The following is a 16,693-nucleotide window of genomic DNA, read 5'->3' on the forward strand; positions in this document are numbered from 1 at the left end:
AAAATTTTTGGAATGGTTGTCTGATGAGTCGAAAATCTATTTATATCGCCTATACCGGCGGTACGATTGGCATGCAACGTAGTGAAAGAGGCTATGTTCCAGTAGCTGGATTCATGCGTGATTGCTTAGAAGGCATGCCTGAATTTCAGCGCGAAGAAATGCCTGAATTTACCGTTCACGAATTTTCCCCTTTAATCGATTCTGCCGATATGGATCCTCAGCACTGGCAACTGATTGCCGAGGATATTCAAGCCAATTATGAGCAATACGATGGATTTGTCGTGCTCCATGGCACTGACACCATGGCCTATACCGCGTCTGCGCTATCCTTCATGCTAGAGAATCTCAGCAAACCGGTGATTGTAACCGGCTCGCAAATTCCACTTAGCGAGCTGCGCTCTGATGGCCAAACCAACCTGCTAAATGCCCTGTATCTGGCCGCCTATTACCCCGTACATGAAGTCTGTTTATTTTTTAACAATAAGCTGTTTCGCGGCAATAGAAGTACTAAAGCCCATGCCGACGGCTTCGATGCCTTCATGTCTCCCAACTACCCCGCTTTACTAAAAGCCGGCATTGATATAGAAGTTATCGCCGGTGAAATCAGACCCACTGGGATCAGTGCCCTGCAAATTAGCCCTATTGTGCCGCAACCGATTGGGGTGGTCAGTTTATATCCTGGCATTTCTACGGAAGTCATCGCCAATTTGCTGTTACAACCGGTTAAAGCTCTGATACTACTCAGTTATGGCGTAGGCAATGCGCCACAAAACGAGAGTATGTTGGAATTACTAAGCCAAGCCTGTGAGCGCGGCATCATCGTATTAAACTTAAGCCAATGTTTAACTGGGAAAGTGAATATGGGGGGCTATGCCACCGGAAATGCTTTAGCTAAAGCCGGCGTGGTTAGCGGTGGAGACATGACCACTGAAGCAGCCTTAGCCAAACTGCATTACTTGCTCAGTAAGCCACTGCCCAGCGAACGGATCCGTGAATTACTTAAGCAAGATTTGCGCGGAGAGATAAGCCTTTAGTTGTTATCGTTTTGCGGCACGCTAACAATAGTTTGCTCGTCGCGATATTGACGTTTTAGCTCTTGCTTCGACTTCATCACCAGCTCACCATCGGTTCCTACAGTAAAATGTTGTGGCTGATGGTTATGCTTGGTTTGGTATAAAATGACTAATTGCTGAGTGTGATCACGCTGCGCCTCAGTCAGTAAATTACCATCTGGCCAACGTCCTGTTTCTACTGCGCTGAGCATATTTTGATAAATCTCTGGCGTAATTGCCGCCAACAACTTTTCTACATCCATTTATCACTCCTATAATATTAGCAAAACACTAACAAAGCTTTTTCCGGCTGCCAAGCTATAAACTGAGCAATCAAGCTAAGCAGGTGAATTAATTGCAGCTCAAGTCAAATAAATTATGCTAATCTCTCGAATTAATTATTTACTCTCGAATTTTGTTAAAGGAAGAAAATTGTCTTCGTTAACTCGCTATAGCCGCTGCCTAGTTTTAGTTCTGCCACTAACTATCGTAGCTTGCGATTCAGCCTTAAACTTCTTGGGCTTTGGCAACCGCACCGTTAAAAGCATTTGTAATAGCAACCCAGAACTATGCGAAGATCTAAATCAAGATGGTTGGTGCCGCTCTGAACGCGCAGACGTAATTATTTCGCGCTTTGATGAGCTAAATCACGATAGCGACGAAAACAAATATCATCTGATAAAAAACTATCGAGCTTATAACCAGTGTATTGAGTTAGCCGCGTCCATTGAACCGAAATACGATAAATCCAGAAAAACCCAGCGCGTAGTAGGAATGCTCACCTCCTTGGAGGAATTAGCTCGTTTAGAAGCCGAGACAGAGGATTCCAACAACCCCTATTTAGCGATGTATCATTGGACTCAACACCGCGACCAAGCAGCCAAAGAACGCTTTTTAGCCTTAGAAGGCACCGGTAAACTCGATAGCCCAGAATTATTATGGACTTTAGCGATTTACTACAGTGGTAATAACCCTCAAAAAACCATCGATATATTGCAAAGTAGCTTTAAGTATTTTGGCGAAGACCAAGTGATTCCAGCCAAATACCCAGAAGCCATTACTTCGCAATATATGGCCTTACGGAACTTCCGCCAAGCTTACATTTGGGCGCAAGTGTCGGCCTTATTTGATGACCACAGCACTCAAGATTACTCTTCACTGAAGCACTTATTGCAGCTAGATGAAGAGCAACTAGAGAACTTACAAGACGAAGCAAAACTTATCTTTAAACAAATAAAAGAACGTCAATACCAGCGCTAGAGCTCATCTTCGTTTTCAGCGCTAAAATCGAGAGCGGCTGAATTAATACAGAAGCGTTCTTTGGTATCGGTGGGACCATCGTTAAACACGTGGCCGAGGTGGGCATCACAGCGGCTACAACGAACTTCAACACGCTCCATATTATGGCTGGTATCGCGCAAAAACTTTACCGCTTTATTTTCTGCAGTTCTATCAAAACTCGGCCAGCCACAACCTGCATCAAACTTTGCCTGAGAGCTAAACAAGGTTTGATTACAGCAAATACAATGATAAGTACCCTGTTGATTATTATGTAATAAGGTTCCGCTGAAGGGGCGCTCGGTAGCGCCTTCTCGAGTAACGGCAAAGGCTAAATCAGAAAGCAGCTCGCGCCACTCTTGTTCACTTTTTACTATTTTATTCACAACTCTGTTTGTTCTAACAAGACCATGGATTTGGCTTGCAGTTTAACATGTTTAAGCTGAGCTCGGGGCTTTTCAAAGACCGCTTTTTCACAGTGGGTATCCATTTGTTGGGTCCATTGATAGCCGGTTTCGGGACCAGCAATAGTGAACTCCACTTCATGAGAACAAGCATTAATCATCCATAACCAACGAGCTTTGTTCTTACCTAAACTTCGCAATTCTACGGCAACCGCCCAAGCATGAGATTGATGCCAATCACTTTGGCGCATGTGTGAGCCGTCGGTACGATACCAACGTACGCCATGCAATTGAGAATGGCACTTCTCATAACTGTCGTTCTCTAACTGCAAATAGTTAAATACGCTGGAGCGTTTGCGTAAAGCAATCACTTGCTGACAAAATTGTAGGAACTGTTGTTGCTCAGGATTGAGTTTCCAGTTAACCCAGCTCATCTTATTGTTTTGGCAATAAGCATTATTATTACCCTGCTGGGTTCTGCTTAACTCATCCCCGCCTAAGAAGTGCGGAATACCTTGCGATAACATCAGGGTGGCAAGTAAATTTCGTTTTTGCTTACGTCGTAAACGCATAATCGCCGGATCGTCGGTCTCCCCTTCTACTCCATAGTTAGCTGAAAGGTTGTGCCCATGACCGTCACGGTTTTCTTCACCGTTGGCATGATTGTGGCGTTGCTCATAGCTCACCAAATCGTCCAAGGTAAAACCATCGTGATAACAGATGTAATTAACACTGGTATGAATGCTTCTGCGACTGGCAAAAAATAGATCTCGAGACCCCATGATGCGGGTAGCCAGCTCACCTAATAAGCCGTGGTCTCCCTTCCAAAACGCTCTACTGGTATCTCGAAAACGATCGTTACATTCCATCCAGCGCTCTGGGAAATGCCCTAATTGATAACCAAAGGGGCCAATATCCCAAGGCTCTGCGATCATCTTGGCGCGAGATAAAATAGGATCTTGGGCAATCGCTTTAAAGAAGGCGGCGTGTTGGCTGTATTGGTTTTTCTCGCGGCCTAAGCTCACCGCCAAATCGAAGCGGAAGCCGTCGACTTGCATCACATCTACCCAATAGCGCAAGCTATCTAAGACCAAACGCAAACTCGTGGGGCTATCCAAGCTGACGCTATTACCGCAACCGGTGTTGTTAGCATACCGCTGGTAATCGGGGCTATCGCCAATCTTTTCAAATAAGTAATAAGAGCGGTTATCTAAGCCTCGATAACACAGGGTTGGCCCATCGGCTCCGGCCTCAGCAGTATGATTAAATACCACATCCAAAATCACTTCAATACCATTGCGGTGGAACTCCCGCACCATGGTTTTAAATTCAATCAAGGCATTCTGTTTAGCGTAACGCGGCTCCGGCGCCATAAACAAAATGGGGTTGTAACCCCAATAATTGCTCAAGCCTAAGCCCTTTAGACGCGGTTCAGACATAAATGCCGCAGTGGGCATCAACTGTACCGAGGTAATCCCTAAGCTTTTTAGATGTTGAATACTCGCTGGCTCCACCATGCCTAAGTAACTGCCCCTATTGGCTGCCGATACTTTTTCATTTAGTTGGCTAAAGCCGCGAACATGCGTTTCGTATAACACCATGTCTTTACGAGCAATATTGGGTTTGGCAACGCCCTGCCAATCAAACGTATCATCTGTGACAACACATTTGGGAATAAGGCTGGCATCGTCTTCTTGGTAGGCTTTAGCATCCCAAATTAAGGGACGGGATAAAGCTTTAGCATAGGGGTCTAAAATCAGCTTTCTAGGATCATACCAATAACCATGCTCCGGCTGAAAAGCGCCAAATACGCGGTAAGCATAAAGTTGCTTGGCAGTAATACCGTGTACATAGCCATAGCGAATACCGCCCTGTTTACCGGGCAAGACTAAACGGGCAATCTCGTTCTCTTGTTCATCAAACAAGCACAATTCGATGTATTTGGCATCGCCCGCATGAATGGCGAAGTTACATCCTTTGGCATCAAGTGTGGCCCCTAGTGGATAGTCCTTCCCAGGGGAGATTTGAAATTTACCAAGACTGAAGGGTAAAGGTGTTAATTGACTTTTTATAGACATGGATACCCTATCTCCCCTGCCGAAGCAGGGGCTTATCAACTTATTACTAATCTACCTTGATTAAATACAAAGTTGAAAGGGGTGGCAAGTTTAATATCACCGAGTTTTCTCGCCCTTGGCTAGCAATAGCTTCAGATTGAAACTCGATACCTGCATCATAGTTACTGCCCCAATACATCTCTGAATCGGTATTTAGGATGACCCGGTAACGCCCTGCCTCTGGTACGGCCAAGCGATATTGGTCGCGAGGAACCGGAGTGAAGTTACAGACAACAATCATCTTTTGCTGACTATTTAAGGCATTTCGTTGGAAAACCAAAATGCTTTTTTCCCAATCATTGTGGTCTATCCATTCAAAACCGGCAGTATCGTAGTCTCCCTCAAACATTGCAGGATGGCTTCTATATACCTTGTTTAACTGCTTAACTAACTCTTGTTGCCCTTTGTGTTTTGGATACTGCAATACGTCCCACTCTAGGCTGGAATCATGGTTCCACTCGCTAGCTTGTGCAATTTCGTTGCCCATGAAGTTTAGTTTTTTGCCTGGATGAGCATACATGAAGGCGGTATAAGCGCGCAGATTAGCGGCTTGCTGCCATTCATCACCCGGCATTTTGCCTAATAACGAGCCCTTGCCGTGGACCACTTCATCATGAGAAATGGGTAATACAAAATTCTCATCGTAGTTGTATACCATGGCAAAGGTGATTTCGTTGTGGTGGTACTTACGGAAGGCTGGATCTTTTTGCATGTAAGTTAAGGAGTCGTGCATCCATCCCATATTCCACTTAAAACCAAAGCCCAAACCGCCAGTATAAGTAGGACGAGAAACGCCCGCAAAAGCAGTAGATTCTTCGGCGATGGTCATCGCGTGGGGGTATTGGCGGTAGACTTCCTCGTTAAACCACTTCAATAGGCTAATCGCTTCATAGTTTTGGTTACCGCCATCGACATTCGGGATCCATTCACCTTCATTACGTGAGTAGTCCCAGTACAGCATCGAGGCCACCGCATCCACACGTAAACCATCAACATGAAACTTATCTAACCAGATTAAAGCACTGGCGACTAAAAATTGTCTAACGGTATCGCGACCGAAATCGTAAATGTAGGAGTTCCAATCGTTGTGCCAGCCACGACGAGGATCTTCATATTCGTAGAGGTGAGTACCGTCGAAACGGGCTAAACCATGTGAATCACTAGGGAAGTGAGCCGGTACCCAGTCTACGATTACACCGATGCCATTCTGGTGACATTGGTCAACCAAGAATTTAAAGTCGTCTGGGTTACCAAAACGGCTGGTTGGCGCAAACAAACCAATCGGTTGATAGCCCCATGAGCCGTCAAAGGGATATTCAGAAATCGGTAGTACTTCAATATGGGTATAACCCATTTCTTTCACGTAATCGACCAACTCAATGGCCAAATCGCGATAGCTTAAATAACGGGCTTTATTGGTTTCTAATTTGCGACGCCACGAGCCTAAATGCACCTCATAGATACTCATTGGCTGTAAACGTTTATCGGTTTTTTGTGACTCGATCCAATCTTGGTCATGCCACTGATATTGCTGATGATCCCATACCACAGAGGCAAATGAAGGATACTGCTCGGCGCTAAAACCAACAGGGTCTGTTTTGTGCGGCAAGCTGTGACCTTGACTATCTTTAAGCTCGTATTTGTATTTAGTACCCGCCTCAAGACCTGGAACAAATAATACCCAATGACCGTCTAATGAGCGCTGCATGGGTAAACGACGTCCATCCCAGTAGTTAAACTCACCAATCAAGCTGACGCTCATGGCGCTAGGCGCATACACGGCGAAGCGTACACCACTCACACTGTGGCCATTTAACTCAATAGTTTTAACTTGCGCCCCCAACACTTGGTATAGATTCTGCGGCGCATGAGACATGGTAGCCAAGCCATCATAGGCTTGTTCGTGGAATTGGTAAGGGTCAATAACCGTGTGTTTTGCATCACCGTAATCGACTTCTAACTGGTAGTAAAATCGCTGGTCGCTATCTATTGATAATTCAAATAAACCTTGCGGCGATACCTGCCCCATTTCCCCGATTAACTCGCCACTTAATGATAATACCGAGACCGCTTTGGCGTCTGGTTTCCAAGTACGCAAAACCAAGCCTTTTTTGTTGGTCTTGCTAATTAAACCTAATACATTGAAGGGTTCACTGAGGCGTACACTGGACAACTTTTGAACGAGTGTAGAAACCGGTGAAGACAGAGATCGTTTCATTATGTACTTACCTTAACGTCCTGAGAATAAGAGGGTTTGGTCAATACTGCTTAGGTTAGCGCAACTGCGATCGCTTTTCTCAACAAATACGAATTAAAGTGAGATAGAAAACATTTTCATAAACAAAAAAAAGCGCTCCGAAGAGCGCTTGTTTAGATTTCGAACAAATTACTTGCTTACTTTAGCTCGCGCATCAGTTAGCGAGTACATCAAATGCTGAACATCGTGGTTATTAAATAAGTCACTGAGGTTCCACGCCAACTTACGGCGCCAGTTAGGATATTCGCTAGAAGTACCAGGTACGTTAACTGGTTTATCCATTTCCATCCAGTCTTCTAACTGAACAGACAATAGATTACAGCTACCCTTGGCCATGTGTACTTGAATACCGTAGTTTAGGCCTTTATCCATACCCACCCAATTTACATCGTGAGAAATGTAATCAGGAATGCTTTGGTGACCATGTAGGCTATCTAGTATCTTTTGTTTGCTTTCGTGGCGATCACGGTACAAGCCTTGTAACACTTCTTCGTCTGGGTAAATACCAAGTTCGCGACCTAGCGCTAAGTCATCACAATGCCAGAACCCGCGTAAGGTTGGCATATCGTGAGTGGTAACCGCAGACATGGCTTGCTCTGGGTAATGCGCAGGAGAAATAAAGCCACCGTCTTCCGCTTGTTCAAAGAAGAAAATACGGTAAGAGTGAACACCGTTTTCTTGCAGAACTTCGAAGATGCCGTCAGGAACAGTACCTAAATCTTCACCGATAATCAGACATTTATTACGATGACTTTCTAGCGCCAAAATACCGAGTAAGTCTTGAATTGGGTAGTAAAGGTAAGCACCTTTGTCAGCCGAATCTTCAACAGGTACTAACCACAAACGTAACAAGGCCATCGCGTGGTCGATACGTAGTGAACCACAAGAACGCATGTTAGAACGGAACAGATCAATCATAGGTTGATATTGCTGCTGCTCTAATACTGCAGGATCCATTGGAGGCAGGCCCCATTTTTGACCTAGTGGACCAAGTACGTCAGGCGGAGCACCTACGCTTGCATCAAGAGAGTACAAGTCACCATTTGCCCAAATCTCTACGCTGCCTTCACTCACACCTACAGCCAAGTCACGGTACAAGCCCATAACCATGCCAGACTCTTTAGCCACTGCGTCAACAGCAGCCAATTGCTCATCGGCAATCCATTGTAGCCATAGGTAGAAATCGACCGCGTCTTTATTCTCTTTTACCCACTCAGCTACCGCAGGAAGATGGTACTCTTTGTACTCATCGGGCCATGCAGGCCAACCCCAGGCGTTACCAATTGTGTCATAAAGATGCGCTTGTAATGCATCGTAAGTAGCTTGTGCCGCTAAGCTTTCGCCACCTTCTTTAACAAAAGAGCGGAAAGCATTTGCACGCTTGCTACGGCCTGTTTGAATGGTTTGGAATTGCTTAAATACTAATTGCAGCGCTTCTAGCTTGGCATTAGTTACACCGGTGTAGTCTACCCACTCGCTAGCACGTAATTGCTCTAAACGATTTTGGAAGGCTGGGCTTGCCACTAAAGCAGCCGCTTCTGATTCTTGGAACTCAGCAATCGCTTCTACATCGATATAAACAATGTTTAACCAACGACGAGAAGACGGGCTATATGGGCTAGCCGCTTCTGGGTTAGCTGGGTAAAGTGAGTGAATAGGGTTTAGACCAACGAAATCACCACCCTTCTCTGCAATATTCTTAACCAACACTTGTAAGTCAGAGAAATCACCGATACCCCAGTTGGTTTCACTGCGTAGGCAGTATAACTGAACACTAGGTCCCCACACTTTTTTGCCATTAGCAATTTGTGGTTGGATATAAGCGGCTTTAGGCGCCACGATGTAACGAGTTTCGGCTAGAACCTTACGACCGCCTTTAAGCTTAAGAGTTAACTCATGATAACCAATTGGTAGGTCAATGCTTAGATTAACGATATAAGCTTGGTATTCAGTTTCGTTAATCGCATGCGCTTCGATTAGTTCACCATCAACCGGCGTAATTTGTCCTTTAAAGGTTTCACCTTGCTCGGTTTGTAGCGTCCAAGTAAATTCTTTATTGGCTAACTCGATTGGAACACGGATCTCTAATGGATATTCAGAAGCTACACGTACCACTTTCACTACTGGCATGACCGATTGCCAATAGTTTAATACGTCTTCTTCATAACGCTTGGCTAATTGCTCTGCATCATCTACAGGGTAACCTAGCGCTTTTAATAATTTCGCTTTGCTTTCAGGTACGACTTGCGCCGGATTTCCCCAAGCATCTACGTAACTGGTTTCGATGCCGCGAAGCTTCACCAGCTGTTCAATGATTTGATCTGACATAACATTTCCCGAGTTATTGCTTTTATATAACTAATTATTGTTTTTTTAGCGCGTGTATTGTACTCATCCTAACGTTCGATTTATCGATCTAGCACAAATTTCACTAAAATAATTTTATCTGAGATTGCGTGATATTGATTGTTTTTTTTCATATTCACGCTAATACTTCTCACTGCAATTTGTGAGCTTGTTCGTTTTTAAACCATTAATTGATGTCGCGCAAATTAATTGCCGATTGAACTTGAACTATTTTAAAAATGTTGTAAGTTTACAACCAAATTCTACATCTGTTAACACTTGGAAACATTAGGTATCACTATGACAATTAAAGTTGGTATTAACGGTTTTGGCCGTATTGGACGTTTCGTATTCCGTGCTTCTGTTGAGCGCAGCGACATCGAAGTTGTGGGCATCAACGATTTAATCGACGTTGAGTACATGGCTTACATGCTTAAGTACGATTCAACTCACGGTCGTTTCAACGGTAGCGTAGAAGTTGTTGACGGTAACTTAGTAGTAAACGGCAAAACTGTTCGTGTAACTGCTGTACGTAACCCTGAAGAACTAAAATGGGACGAAATTGGTGTTGATGTAGTTGCTGAAGCAACTGGTATCTTCCTAACCGACGAAACTGCTCGTCAACACATCACTGCTGGTGCGAAAAAAGTAGTTCTAACTGGTCCTTCTAAAGACGCTACTCCTATGTTCGTTATGGGCGTTAACCACGACACTTACGCTGGCCAAGAAATCGTTTCTAACGCTTCTTGTACTACTAACTGTCTTGCTCCTATCGCTAAAGTACTAAACGACAAGTGGGGCATCGAATCTGGTCTTATGACTACTGTTCACGCAACTACTGCTACTCAAAAAACTGTTGACGGTCCTTCAATGAAAGACTGGCGTGGTGGCCGTGGTGCTGGTCAAAACATCATCCCTTCTTCTACTGGTGCAGCTAAAGCTGTAGGCGTTGTTCTTCCAGAACTTAACGGCAAACTAACTGGTATGGCTTTCCGCGTACCTACTCCAGACGTATCTGTAGTTGACCTAACAGTTAACCTAAAAGAAGCCGCTACTTACGAAGAAATTTGTGCAGCAATGAAAGCCGCTTCTGAAGGCGAAATGGCTGGCGTTCTTGGCTACACTGAAGACCAAGTTGTTTCTAACGACTTCGTTGGCGAAGTTAACACTTCTGTGTTCGACGCTAAAGCTGGTGTTGCTCTAACTGACAAATTCGTTAAAGTTGTATCTTGGTACGACAACGAAATCGGTTACTCAAATAAAGTTCTAGACCTAATCGCTCACATCTCTAAATAAGACATGTAGCTTAGGCTAAACTAATAAGGCGACCTTCGGGTCGCTTTTTTTATAGGTGAAATTCATGATTTTGGAAAAACTCCAGTTAACAGTAGTTAAGCAATTAGACAACGCGGTGTTTGAAGCCCAAAACCAGCAAGGAATGGTATTTTATTGGATAGACCACCCCAAAGTTAAAGCCCTGATTGCACAGCAAGGAGCCCACCTTATAAGCTACCGCCCCAACAATGGACAGGAATTATTGTGGCTAAGTGAAAACAGCGAGTTCAGCCCTTCTAAGGCCATTCGCGGAGGTGTGCCTGTTTGCTGGCCACGCTTTGCCAACGCAGGAACCAGCCCCTTCCCTAAACACGGCATAGCAAGAACAGCTATTTGGCAACTAAACACCCTCAGTACTAGCGCGAATGAATGCAGCTTAAGCTTAGGCCTCACTCATCCCTCTACGCCTAACATTGAACTAGAATGCCGGTTTACTCTCAGTCAACAAGCGAAAATTGAGTTAATCACTCATAACCACTCTAAGCAGCCTTTTAGCTATACTGGCGCACTGCACTCATATTTCATAACGGATGTAAAAAAATTACACATCCGATCTCTTGGGCCACAATATTTTGATGCCGTTACCGCTCAACTTCAGCAGCTAGACGAGGATTTCCAACTCTCACCTGAAACCGACCGCATCTATTTACAAGCAGAAGATACCAGCATAATGAGCTATGCTAATCAACAAGTTGAAATACATCATCAAGGACATGATAGTGTGGTAGTGTGGAATCCAGGTAGCGCTTTAGCCGCACAAATGCCTGACCTTAGTAGCGCCGATGACTTTATTTGCATTGAGACAGCGATTACCCAACAAGCGCAGAGTGTCGCTGCTGGCGAAAGCCATCGCCTATGCCAAACCATCAAAGCTTAAGGCCTTAATTAAACTTTATCCTACTAGGGCGAATATCACCGTTAAAGCCGCTACTGCGCGCCCTAGCCTATTTATTAGCATTGCCTAAAGAACAAATTAACCACAGAAAGTTAAAGTTAGCTGTTCATTTTTCAGTTTTCAACTCTCTCATTTTTGGCAAAGAAGAACCCATAACAATTTGTATTTAAACGATAATTAGACAATAAAGCCAAATCAATAAATCGCCGAAACGAAACCACAAAACAATTAATACATATGTTCGGACGAATGTACTTTAAACTGATTTCATTTGAGAAACAGTTAATGCCTAATTGAATAGGAGATGTAATGAGCAATCATTCCCAGGAAATGAACCTTTCCAGAACCAAAATGGCAGAGCAACTTATTGAGTTAACTGGAGATTCAAATTACCTTGAAACAGATATTTCGGGATTACATTTTAGCCGCTGGAGCCACCCGACCGCCCCTACCAGCTATACACACCAACCGAGTATTTGCCTAATTGCACAAGGGAAAAAGCGAGTTACACTTGGCGAAGACAGCTTTCTTTATGATGCCAATCACTTCCTCATATCATCTGTAGAACTACCGATTATCGCCAACATCGTGGAAGCCAGTGAAGATAAACCCTACTTAGGGGTGATCCTTAGGTTAGATTTACCGGAAATCTCGCAATTAATTGTCGATAGCGAGCTTTCATTTACTCCGAGTAAAGAGGCTCATAAAGGGATTGCCACTAGCGAGCTCACACCGAGCTTAGTTGATGCTTTTAGCCGCTTAATTGCATTACAAAGCGAACCAGACAGTATAAAAATTATGGCGCCCATCATTAAGCGGGAAATTTTCTACCGCTTATTAAATGGCGAACAAGGCCCTAGGCTTTATCAAATCGTCACCTCTGGGAATCATAGCCAACAAATATCCAAGGCGATTAATTGGTTAAAACATAACTTTATTAAGCCTTTAAGTGTAGGCGAACTCGCTTCAAACTGTGGTATGAGTAAATCAGCCTTTTACTCCCACTTTCGCTCAGTAACTTCAATGACACCGCTGCAATTTCAAAAGAAACTACGTTTAAATGAAGCTCGACGTTTAATGCTTACCGAGAACTTAGATGCCATGTCCACTACTTTCAAAGTAGGTTATGAAAGTCCTTCTCAGTTTAGTCGCGAATACAGCCGCTTATTTGGTGCTCCACCGTTAAAAGACATCAAAGCCCTGCGCCAATCAAAGGAAGCAGCTATTACCGGATAGTTAAACCAAACCCCAAAGTTAACTAAAAAACAGAAAAGCAGCCCAAGGCTGCTTTTGCTCTTCATTAATCACTAAATCCAAAAACCCATTAAGCTTCGAAAGCGGTCATATCAATCACAAAGCGGTGGGCTAAATCACCTGTGGCTAACTGCTTAAATGCATCGTTAATTTGTTCCATCTTAATGGTTTCGCACTCTGGGTATAGTTGATGTTCGGCACAAAACTCCAGTAGCTCCTGCGTTTCAGTAATGCCTCCGATTAAAGACCCCGCAACACGACGGCGACCTAATACCAAGGGTAAAGTCATTGGTTCTTCTAGTGGACCGATTTGACCCACAATTGTTAAAGTACCGTCTAAATCAAGTAGTGGTACATAGATGTTAATGTCGTGCTTAACCGGAACAGTATCTATGATTAAGTCAAGCGAAGAGGCCGCCTGCAGCATTGCTTGTTGGTCACTCGAGACCAAAATGCCCTTAGCGCCAATTTCTTTAGCTTGCGTCTCTTTATTATTCGAACGGCTAATAACTGTAACTTCGGCTCCCATAGCAACGGCAAGTTTAACCGCCATGTGGCCTAAACCACCTAGACCAATCACCCCTACTCGTGAGCCTTTCGTCACTTTCCAAGTACGCAGTGGTGAATAGGTAGTAATACCTGCACACAAAATAGGTGCCGCACGAGACATATCAAGATTCTCAGGAATGCGTAATACAAACTCTTCGCGAACCACAATGTGCTTAGAGTAGCCACCTTGAGTAATGTCACCAGTTTGTCTGTCTGGTACTCCGTAGGTTGGTGTCATACCGTTGCGACAATATTGTTCTTCACCGTCATGGCAGTGGTCACACTCTTGACAACTGTCAACCATACAGCCAACTGCTACTTTATCACCCACTTTATATTTGCTAGCTTCACTACCTACGGCACTAACAATACCGACGATTTCATGACCAGGCACTAAAGGGTAAGGCTGTGGCCCCCAATCTCCATTTACCGTATGTAGATCTGAGTGACATACGCCACAGTAAGTAATGTCGATGGCAACATCGTTAGGGCGTAACTCGCGACGTTCAAAATGGTAAGGAGCCAGTTCTGTATTTTCTGAATGTGCTGCATAGCCAACTGTTTTCATGAAAGTCTACCTTTCTCTAATGTTATATGTTTCGAATTGGGATTTGCATCCTAGTGATACCAGTATAGGCAGGAGCGCCGTTTAACTCTTGCCAAATAGCCTCTGATTATTGCTCGATTCTACTCGGTGAAAACAAAGCGAAACTAGAAGGCTAAAGATTTAAGCTTTATGAGTCATTTAAAATCAGCAAGATAGCTAGCGTGAGCACAGAAACGAAAGTAGTCATAGATACTAAGAACAAATAGGCCACAGCAATAAAAGCTATGGCCTAGAATTTAAATAGTGAGTGAGCAAGCAAAGATAAACTTACAGGCGGTGCAAGTCGTAGAGCTGAAATGGGCCTTGCCGGCTATTTCAGCTCTACTGCCGAACTACACTTTGGTAATACCAAATACTTGGTTTTCTTGTTCTTGAACACGAATAAACGTAGTGCGTTTAGTCAGTTCTTTAAGCTCAGAGGCCCCAACATAAGTACAGGCTGAACGAACTCCACCAAGAATATCTTGAACGGTTAGTTGCACGCTGCCTTTGTATGGTAGTAGCACAGTTTTACCTTCTGAAGCGCGGTATTCCGCTACGCCACCGGTATGCTTATCCATAGCGGTTTGTGAACTCATGCCGTAGAACTTCATAAACTTCTGGCCATCTTGTTCAACAATTTCGCCACCGTTTTCTTGGTGAGCAGCAAACATGCCACCCAACATAACGAAGTCAGCGCCGCCACCAAAGGCTTTAGCTACATCACCTGCTTGGGTACAACCACCGTCACCCACAATCTGACCACCTAAACCGTGGGCGGCATCGGCACACTCGATAATCGCAGAAAGTTGAGGATAACCGACACCGGTTTTAACTCGAGTAGTACATACACTACCTGGGCCAATGCCAACTTTAACAATATCAGCACCGCTTAAGATCAGCTCTTCTACCATCTCACCGGTTACCACGTTACCGGCAACTATGACTTTGTCAGCAAAGGTTTCACGCATTTTACGCACGTAGCCAACAAAGTGCTCTGAGTAACCGTTGGCAACGTCAACACAGATGAACTGTAGGTTTTCGTTTAGCGCTAAAATTTGTTTAGTTTTTTCAAAATCAGCGTCAGAAGTACCGCAGCTTACCATTAGATATTTAATTTTCTCTGGCGCCATTTTGCTAAGAAACTCAGCCCACTGCTCAATAGAGTAGTGTTTGTGAATAGCAGTAATCATGCGGTGTTCAGCTAGAGCTTTGGCTAAACCAAACGTTCCCACTGTATCCATATTTGCCGCAATAACAGGAACACCTTCCCATTGACTTCCGGTATGCTTAAAGGTAAACTTCCGATCAAGTACAACCTGAGAACGGCTCTTCAAGGTTGAGCGCTTAGGTTTGATTAATACGTCTTTAAAACCCAACTTTATATCAGTTTCAACTCTCATTTATCTCTCTACTGTTTATTTGGCACAAAACCCGAAGATTATAGCAAAGACTTGAATTTGATAAAAGAGTTAAGGCTTAATTATCTGCATAAACAAAAAAGCCAGTAACAATGTACTGGCTTGATAGACTAATTTAGTGGATCTAGGCGTTGCCCTTCACCTTAATCTGATTATTTTTTGCAAAACCTAACATTCGATTTAACGGCACCAAGGCTTTGTCGATGAGGGCTTCATCAACAAACACTTCTTTACCAGTAGCATCAATCAAGGCTTCTTCTATCGCCTTCAAGCCATTCATCGCCATCCACGGGCAATGGGCGCAGGAGCGACATGTTGCGCCGTTGCCACCAGTAGGTGCTTCAATCATTTCTTTATCTGGGCAAGCTTGCTGCATTTTATAGAAAATGCCTTTATCGGTAGCCACGATGAGTTTCTTGTTCGGCAAGGTTTGCGCCGCTGCAATCAGTTGGCTAGTTGAGCCCACCGCATCAGCCATAGCAACAACACTTTCAGGGGACTCTGGATGCACCAAAATCGCTGCATCAGGATATTGTTGTTTAAGTTGACGCAAAGCCTTCGCCTTAAACTCGTCGTGTACGATACACGCCCCCTGCCATAACAGCATCTCTGCACCGGTTTGCTTAGCAACGTAACTGCCTAAGTGCCTGTCTGGCGCCCAAATAATCTTATGCCCTTGCGCATCCAAATGCTCCACCACATCTACCGCAATACTAGACGTCACAACCCAATCGGCACGCGCTTTAACCGCGGCAGAGGTATTGGCGTAAACCACTACTGTATGCTCTGGATGTTGGTCGCAAAACTCTGCAAACTCTTGCTCTGGACAGCCCAAATCTAAAGAACAAGTCGCTTCCAAGGTAGGCATAATCACTTTCTTCTCGGGCGTTAATATTTTCGCGGTTTCACCCATAAAGCGCACCCCTGCTACCAACAAGGTTTTAGCCGGGTGATTATTACCAAAGCGAGCCATTTCTAAAGAATCAGCCACACAGCCACCAGTTTCTTCGGCTAAAGCTTGGATCTCCGGATCGGTATAGTAATGCGCTACCAACACAGCATCTTTTTCTACAAGTAACTGTTTGATGCGTTGCTTGTAAGCAGCCCGCTGCTGTTCATCCAGTGGCGCAGGTTTAGCCGGAAATGGGTAGATTGATTCGTTAAAGTATTCGTGCTGTTGCATAACTGAGTCTGGGAAA

At 44.3% G+C, this 16,693-nt stretch carries 13 protein-coding genes; 5 read left to right on the forward strand and 8 right to left on the reverse strand.

Annotation, left to right across the window (positions count from 1 at the left end; genetic code table 11):
* Positions 1–23: 23 nt before the first annotated feature.
* On the forward strand, positions 24–1,034 hold the full coding sequence (gene ansA / locus AR383_RS02900; protein WP_055731775.1) for an asparaginase: 1,011 nt from the start codon (positions 24–26) through the stop codon (positions 1,032–1,034).
* Here ansA and AR383_RS02905 read toward each other — a convergent pair.
* Positions 1,031–1,315 carry a YeaC family protein gene (locus tag AR383_RS02905; protein WP_055731776.1) on the reverse strand — a complete coding sequence of 95 codons (285 nt, stop codon included), beginning with the start codon at positions 1,313–1,315 and terminating at the stop codon, positions 1,031–1,033. The two genes, ansA and AR383_RS02905, sit on opposite strands and share 4 nt — an antisense overlap.
* Positions 1,316–1,484: 169 nt before the next feature.
* Between AR383_RS02905 and AR383_RS02910 the strand changes: the two genes are divergently transcribed.
* Positions 1,485–2,312 (forward strand): DUF2989 domain-containing protein, encoded by an 828-nt coding sequence (locus AR383_RS02910; protein ID WP_055731777.1) that lies wholly within the window; start codon positions 1,485–1,487, stop codon positions 2,310–2,312.
* Here AR383_RS02910 and msrB read toward each other — a convergent pair.
* The 4 genes from msrB to malQ all read right to left on the reverse strand — a co-directional run bounded on the left by msrB (position 2,309) and on the right by malQ (position 9,436).
* A complete protein-coding gene (msrB, locus tag AR383_RS02915; RefSeq protein WP_198150231.1) occupies positions 2,309–2,707 on the reverse strand; it encodes a peptide-methionine (R)-S-oxide reductase MsrB in 399 nt (132 codons plus the stop codon). The genes AR383_RS02910 and msrB overlap by 4 nt on opposite strands.
* A 5-nt stretch (positions 2,708–2,712) precedes the next feature.
* Complete coding sequence (gene glgX, locus AR383_RS02920; protein ID WP_055731779.1) at positions 2,713–4,812, reverse strand: glycogen debranching protein GlgX; 2,100 nt, start codon at positions 4,810–4,812, stop codon at positions 2,713–2,715.
* Between the two features lie 46 nt (positions 4,813–4,858).
* Positions 4,859–7,069 (reverse strand): 1,4-alpha-glucan branching protein GlgB, encoded by a 2,211-nt coding sequence (glgB, locus tag AR383_RS02925; RefSeq protein ID WP_055731780.1) that lies wholly within the window; start codon positions 7,067–7,069, stop codon positions 4,859–4,861.
* Between the two features lie 168 nt (positions 7,070–7,237).
* Positions 7,238–9,436 carry a 4-alpha-glucanotransferase gene (malQ, locus tag AR383_RS02930; RefSeq protein WP_055731781.1) on the reverse strand — a complete coding sequence of 733 codons (2,199 nt, stop codon included), beginning with the start codon at positions 9,434–9,436 and terminating at the stop codon, positions 7,238–7,240.
* A 318-nt stretch (positions 9,437–9,754) separates the two neighbouring features.
* On the opposite strand from malQ, the gene gap reads away from it, so the two are divergent.
* The 3 genes from gap to AR383_RS02945 all read left to right on the forward strand — a co-directional run bounded on the left by gap (position 9,755) and on the right by AR383_RS02945 (position 12,920).
* Complete coding sequence (gap, locus tag AR383_RS02935) at positions 9,755–10,750, forward strand: type I glyceraldehyde-3-phosphate dehydrogenase (RefSeq protein ID WP_055731782.1); 996 nt, start codon at positions 9,755–9,757, stop codon at positions 10,748–10,750.
* 64 nt (positions 10,751–10,814) lie between these two features.
* Positions 10,815–11,666, forward strand: a complete 852-nt coding sequence (locus tag AR383_RS02940; protein ID WP_055731783.1) for a D-hexose-6-phosphate mutarotase — start codon at positions 10,815–10,817, stop codon at positions 11,664–11,666.
* Between the two features lie 327 nt (positions 11,667–11,993).
* The gene (locus tag AR383_RS02945) at positions 11,994–12,920 is read left to right on the forward strand and encodes an AraC family transcriptional regulator (RefSeq protein WP_055731784.1); all 927 of its coding nucleotides are present in this window, start codon (positions 11,994–11,996) and stop codon (positions 12,918–12,920) included.
* An 88-nt stretch (positions 12,921–13,008) separates the two neighbouring features.
* Here AR383_RS02945 and AR383_RS02950 read toward each other — a convergent pair whose 3' ends face one another.
* The 3 genes from AR383_RS02950 to nadA form a co-directional block, all read right to left on the reverse strand.
* Positions 13,009–14,055, reverse strand: coding sequence for an NAD(P)-dependent alcohol dehydrogenase (locus tag AR383_RS02950; protein WP_055731785.1), 1,047 nt, complete (start codon positions 14,053–14,055; stop codon positions 13,009–13,011).
* Positions 14,056–14,426: 371 nt separating this feature from the next.
* Complete coding sequence (locus tag AR383_RS02955; protein WP_055731786.1) at positions 14,427–15,476, reverse strand: GMP reductase; 1,050 nt, start codon at positions 15,474–15,476, stop codon at positions 14,427–14,429.
* Between the two features lie 142 nt (positions 15,477–15,618).
* Positions 15,619–16,677 (reverse strand): quinolinate synthase NadA, encoded by a 1,059-nt coding sequence (gene nadA, locus AR383_RS02960; RefSeq protein WP_055731787.1) that lies wholly within the window; start codon positions 16,675–16,677, stop codon positions 15,619–15,621.
* Between the last annotated feature and the right edge of the window lie 16 nt (positions 16,678–16,693).

Origin of the sequence: Agarivorans gilvus, assembly GCF_001420915.1 — a bacterium.
GTDB lineage: Bacteria > Pseudomonadota > Gammaproteobacteria > Enterobacterales > Celerinatantimonadaceae > Agarivorans > Agarivorans gilvus.

Coding starts and splice junctions, on each gene's coding strand:
- AR383_RS02950 (WP_055731785.1), bottom strand. CDS start 14,055: ATGAAAACAGTTGGCTATGCAGCACATTCAGAAAATACAGAACTGGCT.
- AR383_RS02940 (WP_055731783.1), top strand. CDS start 10,815: ATGATTTTGGAAAAACTCCAGTTAACAGTAGTTAAGCAATTAGACAAC.
- nadA (WP_055731787.1), bottom strand. CDS start 16,677: ATGCAACAGCACGAATACTTTAACGAATCAATCTACCCATTTCCGGCT.
- ansA (WP_055731775.1), top strand. CDS start 24: ATGAGTCGAAAATCTATTTATATCGCCTATACCGGCGGTACGATTGGC.
- glgB (WP_055731780.1), bottom strand. CDS start 7,069: ATGAAACGATCTCTGTCTTCACCGGTTTCTACACTCGTTCAAAAGTTG.
- AR383_RS02955 (WP_055731786.1), bottom strand. CDS start 15,476: ATGAGAGTTGAAACTGATATAAAGTTGGGTTTTAAAGACGTATTAATC.
- malQ (WP_055731781.1), bottom strand. CDS start 9,436: ATGTCAGATCAAATCATTGAACAGCTGGTGAAGCTTCGCGGCATCGAA.
- gap (WP_055731782.1), top strand. CDS start 9,755: ATGACAATTAAAGTTGGTATTAACGGTTTTGGCCGTATTGGACGTTTC.
- AR383_RS02945 (WP_055731784.1), top strand. CDS start 11,994: ATGAGCAATCATTCCCAGGAAATGAACCTTTCCAGAACCAAAATGGCA.
- glgX (WP_055731779.1), bottom strand. CDS start 4,812: ATGTCTATAAAAAGTCAATTAACACCTTTACCCTTCAGTCTTGGTAAA.
- AR383_RS02905 (WP_055731776.1), bottom strand. CDS start 1,315: ATGGATGTAGAAAAGTTGTTGGCGGCAATTACGCCAGAGATTTATCAA.